Annotated in this window: 15 protein-coding genes; 10 read left to right on the top strand and 5 right to left on the bottom strand. The window is 61.7% G+C overall.

The genetic code is table 11. The features are described 5' to 3' along the window. Nucleotides 1-45: 45 nt before the first annotated feature. Nucleotides 46-729, bottom strand: coding sequence for a pseudaminic acid biosynthesis-associated methylase (locus O6760_RS07475; protein WP_269584857.1), 684 nt, complete (start codon nucleotides 727-729; stop codon nucleotides 46-48). A gap of 265 nt (nucleotides 730-994) precedes the next feature. Between O6760_RS07475 and O6760_RS07470 the strand changes: the two genes are divergently transcribed. Next, nucleotides 995-1,651 carry a phosphoribosylanthranilate isomerase gene (locus tag O6760_RS07470; RefSeq protein ID WP_269584856.1) on the top strand — a complete coding sequence of 219 codons (657 nt, stop codon included), beginning with the start codon at nucleotides 995-997 and terminating at the stop codon, nucleotides 1,649-1,651. Between the two features lie 35 nt (nucleotides 1,652-1,686). Further along, a complete protein-coding gene (trpB, locus tag O6760_RS07465) occupies nucleotides 1,687-2,892 on the top strand; it encodes a tryptophan synthase subunit beta (protein WP_269586227.1) in 1,206 nt (401 codons plus the stop codon). A gap of 80 nt (nucleotides 2,893-2,972) precedes the next feature. Here the strand turns inward: trpB and O6760_RS07460 are convergent, their stop codons facing one another. After that, nucleotides 2,973-3,923 carry an IS110 family transposase gene (locus O6760_RS07460; RefSeq protein WP_269580683.1) on the bottom strand — a complete coding sequence of 317 codons (951 nt, stop codon included), beginning with the start codon at nucleotides 3,921-3,923 and terminating at the stop codon, nucleotides 2,973-2,975. A gap of 510 nt (nucleotides 3,924-4,433) precedes the next feature. Here O6760_RS07460 and O6760_RS07455 point away from each other — a divergent pair. Further along, entirely contained in the window at nucleotides 4,434-4,604 is a 171-nt protein-coding gene (locus tag O6760_RS07455; RefSeq protein ID WP_269584855.1) for a DUF1127 domain-containing protein, read from the top strand. 67 nt (nucleotides 4,605-4,671) lie between these two features. Here the strand turns inward: O6760_RS07455 and O6760_RS07450 are convergent, their stop codons facing one another. Continuing rightward, the gene (locus O6760_RS07450; RefSeq protein ID WP_269584854.1) at nucleotides 4,672-4,887 is read right to left on the bottom strand and encodes a hypothetical protein; all 216 of its coding nucleotides are present in this window, start codon (nucleotides 4,885-4,887) and stop codon (nucleotides 4,672-4,674) included. A gap of 218 nt (nucleotides 4,888-5,105) precedes the next feature. Here O6760_RS07450 and O6760_RS07445 point away from each other — a divergent pair, with 218 nt between their 5' ends. From O6760_RS07445 to O6760_RS33440, 6 genes are all read left to right on the top strand, one after another. Next, nucleotides 5,106-5,288 (top strand): hypothetical protein, encoded by a 183-nt coding sequence (locus O6760_RS07445; RefSeq protein WP_269584853.1) that lies wholly within the window; start codon nucleotides 5,106-5,108, stop codon nucleotides 5,286-5,288. 144 nt (nucleotides 5,289-5,432) lie between these two features. Then, entirely contained in the window at nucleotides 5,433-6,266 is an 834-nt protein-coding gene (trpA, locus tag O6760_RS07440; protein ID WP_269584852.1) for a tryptophan synthase subunit alpha, read from the top strand. An 89-nt stretch (nucleotides 6,267-6,355) separates the two neighbouring features. Next, entirely contained in the window at nucleotides 6,356-7,315 is a 960-nt protein-coding gene (gene accD, locus O6760_RS07435) for an acetyl-CoA carboxylase, carboxyltransferase subunit beta (protein WP_269584851.1), read from the top strand. A 137-nt stretch (nucleotides 7,316-7,452) separates the two neighbouring features. Next, on the top strand, nucleotides 7,453-8,769 hold the full coding sequence (locus O6760_RS07430; protein ID WP_269584850.1) for a bifunctional folylpolyglutamate synthase/dihydrofolate synthase: 1,317 nt from the start codon (nucleotides 7,453-7,455) through the stop codon (nucleotides 8,767-8,769). A 46-nt stretch (nucleotides 8,770-8,815) separates the two neighbouring features. Beyond that, on the top strand, nucleotides 8,816-10,081 hold the full coding sequence (locus O6760_RS07425) for a hypothetical protein (RefSeq protein ID WP_269584849.1): 1,266 nt from the start codon (nucleotides 8,816-8,818) through the stop codon (nucleotides 10,079-10,081). A 12-nt stretch (nucleotides 10,082-10,093) separates the two neighbouring features. Continuing rightward, nucleotides 10,094-10,390, top strand: coding sequence for an endonuclease domain-containing protein (locus tag O6760_RS33440; RefSeq protein ID WP_442969861.1), 297 nt, complete (start codon nucleotides 10,094-10,096; stop codon nucleotides 10,388-10,390). A 152-nt stretch (nucleotides 10,391-10,542) separates the two neighbouring features. Here O6760_RS33440 and O6760_RS07420 read toward each other — a convergent pair whose 3' ends face one another. Further along, nucleotides 10,543-11,460 (bottom strand): bifunctional helix-turn-helix domain-containing protein/methylated-DNA--[protein]-cysteine S-methyltransferase, encoded by a 918-nt coding sequence (locus O6760_RS07420; RefSeq protein ID WP_269584848.1) that lies wholly within the window; start codon nucleotides 11,458-11,460, stop codon nucleotides 10,543-10,545. 294 nt (nucleotides 11,461-11,754) lie between these two features. Next, nucleotides 11,755-12,216: an Lrp/AsnC family transcriptional regulator gene (locus O6760_RS07415; RefSeq protein ID WP_269584847.1), complete on the bottom strand. Its 462-nt coding sequence runs from the start codon at nucleotides 12,214-12,216 to the stop codon at nucleotides 11,755-11,757. Between the two features lie 204 nt (nucleotides 12,217-12,420). Here O6760_RS07415 and rocF point away from each other — a divergent pair, with 204 nt between their 5' ends. After that, entirely contained in the window at nucleotides 12,421-13,287 is an 867-nt protein-coding gene (gene rocF / locus O6760_RS07410; RefSeq protein ID WP_269586226.1) for an arginase, read from the top strand. Nucleotides 13,288-13,297 lie beyond the last annotated feature (10 nt).

Here is a 13,297-nt window from a genome sequence, read left to right as displayed (position 1 = left end):
GCCGGAACCACGTTCCGGCGCCTCTTGTTGAGAGCGCGAAGATCTTCAAGCCGGGGTGTCGGAAGAAGATCCTCCGGCAGCGTCCTTTTTCAGCAGAAACCAGCGCATATCCCGGCAGTCATCCCGGATTCCCTCACCGACGTCGTTCCGGTGGAAGAAGCCCATGTCGATGATCCGCCAGTCCGGGTGGCGATCGATGAAATCGATCGGAAAATTCCGGATCAGCCAGAGATCGTCCCGCTCATAGTATCTGACCTTCACCGGTTCGTCGGAAACGTGATCGACGATCAGGACGTATTTGTCGGCGTACTTGTCCATGTTCGCCAGAACCGCGTGGTACTTGTCGTCCTTGGTAACGTGAATCAGGACACCCTTGATCAGCACCATGTCCCAGGTCCTGTCCGCGTCAAAGGTCACGATATTGTCGTGGAACACTTCAACGCCCGGAAGGCTTTCCTGCAATTGGCTGACGGCTTTTGCGTTCAGTTCCACAGCGGACAGGGACAGATCCGGAAAGGCGCGCTTGATCGCGTGAAGGTTGATGCCGGCATTTGGGCCGAACTCAACCATCGAGGCAACATCGTCCGTCTTGCGAAAACACTTCTTCCAGAAATCGACGCGTTTTTCGACCTGGGTTTCGAGAAAGGTGTTGCGGTCGGTGTATCGGTCACCGCGGCGGCCAGCCCAATGGTGTTCTTGAGCGCCGTCTTGATGGGTTGTGTCAGTCATTAACAAGTACCTTCAGTTCAGGACCGTTCGTCAGCCATCTTGCAAACAGCATTTAGGGGATGTTGCAAGGCTTTTAACATCGCGGCGAGATTTTTCGCCGTCTCTTTGCCGAATTCGGGGCCATGCCTGTCGAAAAATAGTCCTCTCCCCTGTCAAATTGGCGGAGCGAACAGGGGCGAGGCTGCGCGAACATGAGTGATGTTCGAAATTCGAGGTGGAATTCCCCTTTTGACAAACTTCGCTTCACCGGCGATACCTCGGAACCATGTCGGATATTAAAGTCAAAATCTGCGGTCTCTCGACCGAGGACACCATGGCAGCCGCGCTGGACGCGGGGGCGGACATGGTCGGGCTGATGTTCTTTCCCAAGAGCCCGCGTCATGTCTCGCTGAGCGACGCCTGCAGGCTGGCCGACATGGCCCGCGGCAGGGCGGAGATCGTGGCGGTGACCGTCAACATGGACCTGGACGGCCTGTCCCGGATCAAGGAACTGGTGAACCCGGACATCATCCAGTTTCATGGGTCGGAAGCCCCGGAATCTCTGGCGGCGGCCAAGGTGATGCATGGCGTCAAGGTCATGAAAGCGATGTCGATCTCGGAGAAGGCGGATCTGGAAGCCGCGCAGTATTACGCAGTCGTTGCCGATTGGCTTCTGTTCGATGCCAAACCGCCGAAAGGATCGGAGCTGCCCGGCGGCAACGGCGTGTCCTATGACTGGTCGATCCTGAAAGATCTTGACCTGAAGAAGCCCTTCATGCTTTCCGGAGGGCTGGATCCTTCAAATGTCGCCGAAGCCATCCGGCTGAGCGGTGTGACGGCGGTGGACGTTTCCTCCGGTGTCGAACGGGACAAGGGCGTCAAGGACAGTGATCTCATTCGCGCTTTTCTGGCCGCGGCCAAAGGCGTCAAGGTTCCGGGCTGAGTGACCGGATTTCAAGGAGTTTTCGCGTGAACGACATGGCCAACAGCATCCGGACCGGTCCGGACGATCGCGGGCATTTCGGCATTTTCGGCGGCCGCTACGTGGCCGAAACCCTGATGCCGCTGATCCTCGACCTGGAGCAGCACTACAAGGACGCCAAGAACGATCCGGCCTTCCATGCCGAGATCGAAACGCTGAACAAGCATTATACCGGCCGTCCCTCGCCGCTCTATTTCGCCGAGCGCCTGACCAACGAACTCGGCGGCGCCAAGATCTATTTCAAGCGCGACGAGCTGAACCACACCGGCTCCCACAAGATCAACAATTGCCTCGGCCAGATCCTGCTGGCCAAGCGCATGGGCAAGACGCGCATCATCGCCGAGACCGGCGCCGGCCAGCACGGCGTGGCAACGGCCACCGTCTGCGCGCGCTTCGGCCTGCCCTGTGTGGTCTATATGGGCAAGACCGACGTGGAGCGGCAGAAGCCGAACGTTTTCCGCATGAAGCTGCTCGGTGCCGAGATCGTTCCGGTGACGGCCGGGGCCGGCACGCTGAAGGACGCCATGAACGAGGCGCTGCGCGACTGGGTGACCAATGTCGAGGACACCTATTACCTGATCGGCACCGCCGCGGGGCCGCACCCCTATCCGGAGATGGTGCGTGACTTCCAGTCGGTGATCGGCAAGGAACTGCGCGAGCAGATGATGGAGGCCGAAGGCCGTCTTCCGGACGCGCTGGTCGCCGCCGTCGGCGGCGGCTCCAACGCCATCGGCCTGTTCCATCCGTTCCTTGACGACAAGGACGTCAAGATCTACGGCGTCGAAGCGGGCGGCCATGGCCTTGAAGGCGAAGAACATTGTGCGTCCCTGACCGCGGGCAAGCCGGGTGTCCTGCATGGCAACCGCACCTATCTGCTTCAGGACGATGACGGCCAGATCCTGGAAGGTCATTCGATCTCCGCCGGGCTGGATTACCCGGGCATCGGTCCGGAACATTCCTGGCTGAAGGAAATCGGCCGTGTCGAGTATGTGCCAGTGATGGACACCGAGGCGCTGGACGCGTTCCAGATGCTGACCCGCGTCGAAGGCATCATCCCGGCGCTCGAGCCGTCTCATGCCCTCGCCCATGTGGTCAAGCTGGCACCGCAGATGGACAAGGACCAGATCCTTGTCATGAACCTGTGCGGCCGTGGCGACAAGGATGTCTTTGCCGTTGGCCAGATGCTCGGCTTCGACCTGTAGGAATCGGATCTATCGAGGTTTGGTAAGCCGTGCGCTGTAAAGCGCGCGGCTTTTGCTTGTCCTAATCTTCCAGAGTGTCATCAACTCATTGCGCTCATTTCGTCTCTGATTTTTGCATTTAGGATGACGATGATCTTTCTCATGAGTGCGGAGATGGCTACGATAGGCTTCTTTCCGTTTTCAATAAGCCTTTGATAGAAGGCACTTAACGGTCCTTTTGCTCGCGATCCAGCCAGTGCGGCCATAAAGACGCCTTTGCGAACTTCGGGTCGTCCTCCCCGCATTTTGCGGTAGCCTTTTAGGGTTCCGCTGTCTCTGGGGTGCGGCGCCAGCCCCGCGAGGGAAGCAGCCTGCCTTCGGGTTAGGGTACCCAGCTCTGGCATCGTTGCGAGCAAGGCAATGGCTGTCCGTTCCCCCACACCAGGCAAAGAACAGCAGATCTGCATGCGTCGTGACAGGGTCTGGGAGGAGGCGATCAGGTCTTCGATCTCCTCGTCGATCCGGTCGATTTGCCTCTGCACACAGGCAATGACGGTCTTGAACGATCTCACAAGTCTCCTGTTGTTGGCAGGGGCCTTCAAGCGATTGGTCTCGGCTATCTTGATCGCCATGAGCCCCTCCCGCCGGCTTACCAACGCAGCCAGCTCCCCTTGTGCCTCGTCTTTGGGTTGGAGCAGCGGGAGCTGTTTCCAGCGTTCTTCGCCATATTGAGCAAGTGCCTTGGCATCGATGGCATCGGTTTTTGCCAGCCGGCCGAAAGACTTAATGAACGCCTGGACCTTCAGGGTGTCGGCCCGGTGGCAGGCAACGCCTTGCGCTATCAGCTCACTCACCAGGAGAGCCTCGTGTCCGCCAGTGGGCTCGCACACAACCAGTGCGTCCGGACCAAAAGAGGCGACCAGTTTGGCGATCGCGTCCCGATTGTTGTCGATACTCGTCAGTCTCTGCTGTGTCTGATCAAAGACCACCAAAGTGTCTTTGGAAACATCAATACCGACCACATGGGACGGTGCACATTCAAGAACGCTCATGAAGATGGTATCCTGTTCATGCTTCGGATTGTTTGCGGGCGTGCGACCAGCGGCCCATCCAACTCTCCAAGCGGGAAAAGGAAGCGACAGAGAACCTTGATGACAACGGGTGAAAACCCTATCCCGGCTCGGTCGTCTGTCACTGGTCTCCCGGAATTGCAGTCCGGGAGACCAACCCCACTATAAAACCTCTTCAGACAAACAACCCCGGGCGAACGAAGTGAGACCCGGGGCCTACTCATCTGCAGAGCGGACATTATTTGCGGCAAGACGGCTCGAACAAGTTATCTTGGTGACAAGCGGCGATGCGAGTAGGCCCCGGATCTGCGCTATCGCTTGTCCGGGGTGACGCCCGCCGTTGATTCTCCTTCCCCGTTAACCAGCCCCGCGACTCCAGAAGTGCTGCAATGCAATAACATGCATTGTGAAACGGGTGGGAAAAGCTAAATGAGGCGGTGTAGACAGTGAGGACCGGCTTCCCTCGCCGGTTCGCCCCAAAGGAAACAGAAAATGGCTTTCGATCTGCTGACCGGATTTGTCCGCGACTTCCGCGCATCCCGCAGGGTCGCTGGCGAAATCGCCCGCCTGAACCACATGAATACTGCCCAGCTCGCCGATCTCGGCCTGGAGCGCAGCGACATCACCAATCACGCCTTCCGGAAACATTACGGACGTCGCTGATCGGTACCGGCCTCCCGGCTCGGGCAGGCACATTTCGATAAAGGCTGCACGGCTTGGCCGCGCGGCCTTATTTCCTGATCGGCTTGGTGGTCAGCACGGCTTCCAGCAGCTGCTGCCGGCCGCGGGCATCCAGGCGGCCGGCCTGCGCCAGAAGAGCCGGGTCGGTCTGATCCGCGGACGGGCGAGGCGGGACGTTGCGCGTTTGAAAGCTCAGATCCTTCACGCGGCGCCACAGCTTTTCACTCAGGGGCTCCGGGGCGGGCTCGAACAGGGAATGGGCCAATTTCGGCTCCTTTTTGTTTTGACGGCTTTGATGTAGCCGTCAACATAGACGCACAGAGTGCATTTTTCCAGTAGCTGACGTTGCGTATCTCACACGGCAGCCATGCATCAAATGCAGACCTGATCTGCATGGACTCTGGTTGCTGCAGTGCAAAAAAATCCTAGATTCCAAGCCGGTTGTGATTCCGGGCGGCAAAGCCCGTTTTATGGTTGTTTGAGATGAGCACCTTGCAGGCACTTCAATTGAGCGCACCGTCGGCAGCGCCCCTGGCCACCGTGTTCCGCGGTGCGGGAAGTCCCGTTGCCCGGGCCACCCGCGCGCGTCCCATGGGCAGCGAGCACATCTATCGTGCCGATGCCGACCTGCGTGCCATCGGCCTGATCGACTACCCGAGCCGGTAAGCCGCTCCCGGCCGAAGCCTTCCGATCCGCTTGCCGGCACCTGAATGTGCACGAGATAGATTGACATGGCCCGCACTGCACCCGTACATCGCAGACACGGGAAAGCTCCGGACCCACCGGACAGCACAAAAAGGGTAGCAGTGAATGACGGAAACGCGTATCGACCGCCGTTTTAAAGCCTGTGCGGAAGCCGGCCGGCCGGCCCTGGTCACCTTTGTCACCGCGGGCGATCCGGACCTGAAGACTTCCCAGGACGTCCTCAACGCCCTTCCCGCCGCCGGTGCCGATGTCATTGAACTGGGCATGCCGTTTTCCGATCCGATGGCCGAGGGCATCCCGATCCAGCTGGGCAACCAGCGGGCCCTGGCCGCCGGTCACACCATGGACAAGACGCTGGACATGGTGCGCACCTTCCGCAAGCAGGACCAGGACACGCCGATCATCCTGATGGGCTATTACAATCCGATCTATGTGCGCGATCCGAAGAAATTCGTAAAGGTTGCCAAGGACGCCGGCGTGGACGGTTTCATCATCGTCGATATTCCGGCCGAAGCCGATGACGAGTTGTGCATTCCCGCGCTTGAGGCAGGGCTCAATTTCATTCGGCTGGCGACGCCGACCACCGACGACAAGCGCCTGCCCGCCGTTCTGGCAAACACCTCCGGTTTCGTCTATTACGTCTCGGTGACAGGCATCACCGGTGCCAACATTGCCGATACCGGCCGGGTAACGGCTGCGGTCAACCGGATCAAGGGACATACCGACCTGCCCGTGGCTGTCGGCTTTGGCGTCAAGACCGCCGACCAGGCTGCCGTGATCGGCAAGGATGCCGATGGTGTCGTCGTCGGTTCGGTCCTGGTCAACGCCATTCGCGAGAGCCTCGACGAGGCCGGCAAGGCGACCGACCGGACCGTCAAGGCCGTGACCGACGTTGTCGCGGATCTGGCCTCCGGCTGCGCCCGCGCGCGCTCGGCCTGAATTGAAGGAATTCCGGCGGACCCCATATCTCCGCCAATGGACAACCCGAGCACCGCGTGTGTTCTTGAAGACAACGGGACGCGTTTGACGTGAACTGGATCAACTCTATCGTACGCCCCAAGATCCGCGATCTCTGGAAGAAGCGCGAAGTTCCGGAAAACCTCTGGATCAAGTGCCCGGAAACCGGCGAGATGGTGTTTCACCGGGATCTGGAAGCCAATCTCTGGGTGATCCCGAATTCCGGCCACCACATGCGCATGCCTGCGCGCAAGCGCCTGGAAGCGCTGTTCGACGACGGCAGGTACACCAACGTCAAGACCCCCGAGGTTCACGCCGATCCCCACAAGTTCCGCGATTCAAAGCGCTATTCCGAGCGCCTGAAGGAAGCCCGTGCCCGCTCGGGCGAGGATGAGGCGGTTCTGGTCGCCCAGGGCCAGATCAACGGCATGGACTTCACCGCGGCCGTCCAGAATTTCGATTTCATCGCCGGCTCGCTCGGCATGGCCGCCGGCGAGGCGATCCTGGCGGGCATGCTGAAGGCGGTCGAGGACAAGACCCCGTTCGTGATGTTTGCCGCCTCGGGCGGTGCCCGCATGCAGGAAGGCATTCTCTCCCTGATGCAGATGCCGCGCACCACCGTGGGCGTTCAGATGCTGCGCGAGGCCGGCCTGCCCTATATCGTCGTGCTGACCAACCCGACCACGGGCGGTGTCTCCGCCTCCTACGCAATGCTTGGTGACGTCCACATTGCCGAGCCGGGCGCGCAGATCGGCTTTGCCGGCCGCCGCGTGATCGAACAGACCGTGCGCGAAAAACTGCCGGACGATTTCCAGACCGCCGAATACCTGCTCGATCACGGCATGATCGACATGGTGGTGCCGCGCCAGAAAATGCGCGAGACGCTGGCGCGTATCTGCGGCATCCTGATGAAGCGCGAGGTCGAGTTGCCGAAGCTTGAAGCGCCGAAGGAACCGGCTCCGGAGGCCGAGGCAAAACCGGAGGAAAAACCCGAACAACCCGCGGAAAAAGCAGCCGAGCCGGCCAGCTAGGGTGCCGGCATCGCCTGAACACGTCGGGAAAACGGCGTGATGCGACGTTTCCAGACCGTCCGCTTGTGTCCGGTTCGGCTATCCCGTAAAGGCGTAAAGAGCGTTTAACGGAACAAAGGGACCCTGCGGAGGGCGCCTTGGATCAAGTCACGAAAATTCTGGACCGCCTGCTGGCCCTGCATCCGAAGGAAATCGATCTTTCCCTCGGCCGCATGCATCGTCTGCTGGCTGCTCTCGGCCATCCGGAACACCGCCTGCCGCCGGTCATCCATATTGCCGGCACCAACGGCAAGGGCTCGGTGACCGCGACCATGCGCGCCATCCTGGAAGCCTCGGGCAAACGCTGTCACGTCTACACGTCCCCGCATCTTGTCTCCTTCAACGAGCGCATCCGCCTCGGCAGCGATGGTCGCTATGTCTCCGATCCGGTGCTCTACGATGCTCTGCACCGCTGTGAAGAAGCCAATGGCGGCGAGGAGATCACCTTTTTCGAGATCACCACCGCCGCGGCGCTGCTGCTGTTTGCCGAACATCCCGCCGACATTCTCCTTCTGGAAGTGGGACTGGGCGGCCGGCTCGACGCCACCAATGTCATCGATGATCCGCTGGCAACGGTGATCACGCCGGTCTCCATGGATCACGAGAAGTTCCTGGGCGACGATCTGGCCGTCATCGCCGCCGAAAAAGCCGGCATCATCAAGCCCGGCGTGCCGGTCATCTGCGCGGCCCAGGAAGACGAGGCGCTGGCCACCATTGCCCGTCAGGCGGCCTGGAACCGCGCCCCCCTGAAAGTGTTCGGCCAGGATTTTGTCGCCCAGGCGGATCAGGGCCGGATGGCCTATCAGGACGAGGATGAACTGATCGATCTGCCGATGCCCGTTCTGGGCGGCCGCCACCAGTTCGCCAATGCGGGGCTTGCCATCGCAGCCTTGAAGAATGCCGGGCTCCTGCCCGATGAGGCAACCGTCGCGCAGGGCCTGAAGGCCGTCAACTGGCCGGGGCGCCTGCAGCCGATCACCCATGGGGCTCTGGTCGACATGTGTCCGGAAGGCTCGGAAATCTGGCTGGACGGCGGTCACAATCCGGGGGCGGGTCTCTCCGTCGCCCAATTCATGGGTGAACAGGAAGAGCGCGCGCCGCGCCCGCTCTATCTTGTTGCCGGCATGCTGACGACCAAGGACCCGATCGGTTTCTTCAGGCCTTTCGACGGACTGGTCCGCCATGTCGGCACCGTGCCGATCATGACCACCTCGACCGGCCGGTCGCCGGAGGATCTCGCCGACCTGGCGCGTTGCGCTGGCCTGGAGGCAACACCGTTCCAATCGCTGGACGCGGCCCTGGCAGATGTGGCAGCCTGCGCCGCAGAAGACGGCGAACCACCGCGGATCCTGATCTGCGGATCGCTCTATCTTGCCGGTGAGGTTCTGGCGCGCAGCGGACAGGCGCCGGACTGACCAGAACCGGCATCCGCTTTTGGGGTCCTGTCCCGGGGAGGCCAGTTTGAAACGCCCGTTTGTTGCATTTTCCACCCGCGTGGCGGCATTGCTGGTCGGCAGCACGCTCCTGTGCGGCCCGGCGTCCGCGCTCACGGAACAATACGAGACCCCGCCGGAGCAGGATCCGGCCACGGTGCTCGACGGCAAGCAGCTCGGTCCGGGTTATGCCGTGCTGTCCCCTGTGCGCAGCGACGGATTTCTGCGCATCTTCCAGCTTCAGACCGATCTCGGCGTCGAGCGCATCGAGGGGGATGGCCTCCTCAAACTGCGCTTGTCCGAACTCAAGGTTCTGGTCGCCCTGGAAGGGTTGAAGAACGACGCCAGTTTTGTCGACGGCCTGAAACAGGCGGCAATGAAGCCGGTCGAATTCGTCGAAAGCACCGTCACCGATCCGGTCGGTACGGCCAAGAGCACGGTTACCGGTGTCGGCCGCATGTTTTCCCGGCTGGGCAAGGGTGTCGAAGCGGCGGTCAGCGGCAAGGGCGGCTCTCCGGCGGAGCTTGCCAGGGCGATCACCGGCCAGGCACATGCCCGGCGCGAACTGGCGGTTGACCTGGGTGTCGATCCCTATACGTTTTACAAGCCGCTGTCGCAGAAGCTGGACGAGACTGCCAGCGTGACGACGGCCGGAACCTGGACGGTCAGCGCGATTACCAGCCTGCTTCCCGGCGGTTTGATCGTCAACGCGACACGGCAGGCGGACAATTTCCGCAACCTGATCGTGGACAGCACACCGTCGGAACTTGAAGAACGCACGGCCACTGCCTTCCGCAATGCCGGCGTGTCTGAGGCAAGCATTTCCAAGATCGCGGCCAACCCGTTCTACACCGTGTCGGAAAAGGCGGCGATGGCCTACCAGCTCCAGGCCATGCCGGGGGTGAAGGACCTCGAGGTGATCGCGTCCAAGGCAGGCGATGCGGACAGTCGCGACCTGGCCTATTTCCAGCTGCGCCGCGTGGTGCTGCTCGAAACCTACAACCGCACAGTCTCCGGTCTCGGCGACATCAAGGAAGTCACCGGTTTTCCCATCGCCATCCGCCGGGACGGCATTGCCGCCATTGTACTGCCGCTCGACATGGTGTCCTGGACCGAGACGGTGGCCCGGAGTTTTTCCGCCATGCACGAGGGTCTCGCCGGTCTGCCCTTTCCGCCATCGGGCGTCGATTTCCTGATCACCGGCGACCTCACCCCCATGGCCGCCGAACGCCTCACCGCCTTCGGCTGGGAAATCACCGGCAACTACCCGATGCCGCAGGGACCGGTGCATTAGGACGCCCGGCCGATGTCTCCGACAGGTATCACTGCGAAGACTAGACGGTCGGCTCAGAGGCTCAGAAGGGAGCAGACCAGGGGCGAGAAGGCCTTGTGGCGAGCGCTAAGGGAATTGAAGGCCGGCGGAATTCGTGTCCGCCGGCAAGCCCCGATTGGCCCATACGTTGCGGATTTCGCTGTTTTCTCGCGCAAGCTCGTCATCGAGATTGACGGTGACGTGCATTCCTTCCCAGCTCAACAACGACACGACGCATCGAGAGACGCGTGGCTAATGAAGGAAGGCTTGATTCCAGGCGACCGAAGTTGAGGAAAACCTGGAAGGGGTCGTCACGGCTATTCGACTTCATCTCGGTTTGGAAGTTACAGGGTACCCCCACCCCTAACCCCTCCCCCTTGTGGGGAGGGGTTAGGGGTGGGGGTACCAAGAACCAATGCTGCGCGTTAGCGCCCCGTCTTCCTTCAAATGCACTCCAGGACCGGTCCCGCCAGGCCGCTTTCCCAGCCGAGAATGGCCCGCTTGCGGGTGAGGCCCCAGTGGTAGCCGCCGAGCTTGCCGCCCTTGGCGAGCACCCGGTGGCAGGGCACGACGAACGAGAGCGGGTTGCGGCCGACGGCGGTGCCGACGGCGCGCGAGGCCTTGGGTTTGCCGAGGCAGGCGGCAATGTCGGAATAGGTTGTCGCCGCGCCCATCGGGATCTTCAACAGCGTCTGCCACACCCGGATTTCGAAATCCGTGCCGATCATGACGATGTTCAGCGGCTGGTCTTCCTGCCATTTCTGCGGGTCGAACACGCGCCGGGCGTATCCGGCGGTGGCGTCCTGGTCCTGAACGAACTCAGCCGCGGGCCAGCGTTCGCACATGTCGGTCAGGGCGTTGTCCTCGTCACCCGGATCGGCAAAGCCGAGCCCGGCAAGGCCCTTGTCCGTTGCCATCACCAGCACCTGGCCGAAGGGGGAAGGATGAAAGCCAAAGGCAATTTTCAGCCCGGCGCCGCGGTTGCGGTAATCGCCCGGCGTCATGGCTTCGTGGGTCACAAAGAGATCGTGCAGACGGCCGGAGCCGGACAGGCCGACCTCGTAGGTCGCGTCCAGCACGCTGGCGGAGTCGCGCAACAGCGCCTTGGCATGGTCCAGCGTGATTGCCTGCAGGAACTGTTTCGGCGTCAGCCCGGCCCAGCGCGAGAACACGCGCTGCAGCTGGATCGGCTGCAGGCCGACCTCTTTGGCAAGCTGCTCCAGGCTGGGCTGCTCGCGCCAGTCCTCGGTGATCCGCTTCAGGGTCTGTCGGACGACATCGTAGTTTTCGGCGGCCTCCGCGCCGACCGAGATCGGCGTCGGATCGGATGTCAGGCTGGCAAGATCGAGGGCTCTGGTCATGGTCGTCTCATCACGTCTTCAAGTCTGCCGCGATCTTAGTCGGCCCAGGACGCTGGTGCGACCCGATTTGCGATCCGGTTTGGCGGTCGTTGATTTTGTCCATATGGAAAAGTCTTGTTCGAGTGCGAGCCCAAATGTTCCCTCTCCCATTGGGAGAGGGCCAGGGTGAGGGGGCAAACGTGTCCGTATCCCGAGAGGTTTGCCCCCTCACCCGGCGCTGCGCACCAACCTCTCCCCCAGGGGAGAGGTTGTCCGGGGGCAACAGCTTTCCATTGCCGAGCTTCGTCCGACGCGTTACCCCAGCACGTCCTTGAACTCGCCCGCCGACGCCGCCGGGCCCTTGCGGGTGTTGAGAAGGAGATTGGTCTCCGTGCCGGTGATGCCCTCGATCAGGCGGATGCGGTTGAGCGCATCGTCAAAGGCCGCAAGATCCCGCGTGGCGATGTCCAGAACAAGGTCCCACTTGCCGTTTGTGGAATGAATCGCGCGCACCTCCGTCATGGCACTCAAACGGCGGATCACCGGTTCGGTATTGTGACCGTCGACCACCACCAGGGTGACCGCGCGGATCGGCAGATCGCGCCAGTCGTCGCGCAATACGGCGGTGAAGCCCAGGATCTCGCCGCTGTCGATCAGCTTTTCCATGCGCGAGCGCACGGTTGCGCGCGACACCTTCAGGTCGCTTGCCAATTCGGACACCGATCTGCGGCCGTCATGCCGCAGAAGCGAAATCAGACGCAGGTCCAGATCATCCATCTTCTCATTCCGATCATATCAACTTGCCAAAGTGATAAATCTGACTGCGCATTTGATCAAGTGTCCGGATTTACTCCGCCGCGGCGTTTCAGCACACTTATGGAACAACCAATTCGGGCGGAGACACATGTGAACGTCGTCAGGAAACAGATAGCCCTGGTCGGGGCACCGGTGGACGAAGGCGCGGGCCGGCGCGGCTGCCTGATGGGCCCGGATGCCTATCGCACGGCCGGCCTGGCAGAGACCCTGGAGGCGCTGGGCCATTCGGTTGCCGACCATGGCAACATCCGGCCGCTGGAAATCGGCGACGTCACACCACCCAATCCTGTCCTGAAGAACTATCCGGCCTATGTGGCCTGGACCAGGGCCCTGCATGCCAAGGCCGCCGAACTGGGGGAAGGCCCGGTGGTGCCGGTCTATCTGGGCGGCGACCATGCCATGGCAGCAGGCACCGTTTCCGGCCAGGCCAAAGCCGCTGCGGCGCTGGGCCGGCCTCTGTTCGTGCTCTGGCTCGATGCCCATTCGGATTTCCATACGTTCGACAGCACAGGCAGCGGCAACCTGCACGGCACGCCGCTGGCGTTCCTGTGCGGTCTGCCCGGCTTCGACGAGCTGCTCGGCGCTCCCTTCGAGCACACGCTGAAACCCGAAAATGTCGAGATCCTGGGCGTGCGGTCCATCGACGATGCGGAACGCAAGCTGTTGCTCGATCACGGTGTCGGTGTCGCCGACATGCGCCGGGTCGACGAAGAAGGCATTCACAACCTTCTGAGGCCTTTCCTGGAGCGGGTTCGCGCTGAAAACGGCCTGCTTCATGTCAGCCTGGATGTCGATTTTCTCGACCCTGACATCGCTCCGGCCGTCGGCACCACCGTGCCCGGCGGCGCAAGTTTCCGCGAGGCCCATCTGGTGATGGAGATGCTCCACGACAGCGGCCTCGTCACTTCGCTCGATCTTGTCGAGCTCAACCCTTTCCTGGACGAACGCGGAAAAACCGCGCGCCTGATGGTCGAGCTGACCGGCAGCCTGTTCGGGCGCCGGGTCTTCGACCGCCCGACCAGAAGTTTCTAGAGGACCAGAC

Origin of the sequence: Roseibium sp. Sym1 (assembly GCF_027359675.1) — a bacterium.
Classification (GTDB): domain Bacteria; phylum Pseudomonadota; class Alphaproteobacteria; order Rhizobiales; family Stappiaceae; genus Roseibium.
Note: the sequence above shows the minus strand (reverse complement) of the source record. Positions and strands in the feature narration are given on the sequence as shown.

Coding starts and splice junctions, on each gene's coding strand:
- rocF (WP_269586226.1), top strand. CDS start 12,421: ATGGGCCCGGATGCCTATCGCACGGCCGGCCTGGCAGAGACCCTGGAG.
- O6760_RS07415 (WP_269584847.1), bottom strand. CDS start 12,216: ATGGATGATCTGGACCTGCGTCTGATTTCGCTTCTGCGGCATGACGGC.
- O6760_RS07445 (WP_269584853.1), top strand. CDS start 5,106: ATGAGCACCTTGCAGGCACTTCAATTGAGCGCACCGTCGGCAGCGCCC.
- O6760_RS07455 (WP_269584855.1), top strand. CDS start 4,434: ATGGCTTTCGATCTGCTGACCGGATTTGTCCGCGACTTCCGCGCATCC.
- O6760_RS33440 (WP_442969861.1), top strand. CDS start 10,094: ATGTCTCCGACAGGTATCACTGCGAAGACTAGACGGTCGGCTCAGAGG.
- O6760_RS07460 (WP_269580683.1), bottom strand. CDS start 3,923: ATGAGCGTTCTTGAATGTGCACCGTCCCATGTGGTCGGTATTGATGTT.
- O6760_RS07470 (WP_269584856.1), top strand. CDS start 995: ATGTCGGATATTAAAGTCAAAATCTGCGGTCTCTCGACCGAGGACACC.
- trpA (WP_269584852.1), top strand. CDS start 5,433: ATGACGGAAACGCGTATCGACCGCCGTTTTAAAGCCTGTGCGGAAGCC.
- O6760_RS07420 (WP_269584848.1), bottom strand. CDS start 11,460: ATGACCAGAGCCCTCGATCTTGCCAGCCTGACATCCGATCCGACGCCG.
- trpB (WP_269586227.1), top strand. CDS start 1,687: ATGGCCAACAGCATCCGGACCGGTCCGGACGATCGCGGGCATTTCGGC.
- O6760_RS07475 (WP_269584857.1), bottom strand. CDS start 729: ATGACTGACACAACCCATCAAGACGGCGCTCAAGAACACCATTGGGCT.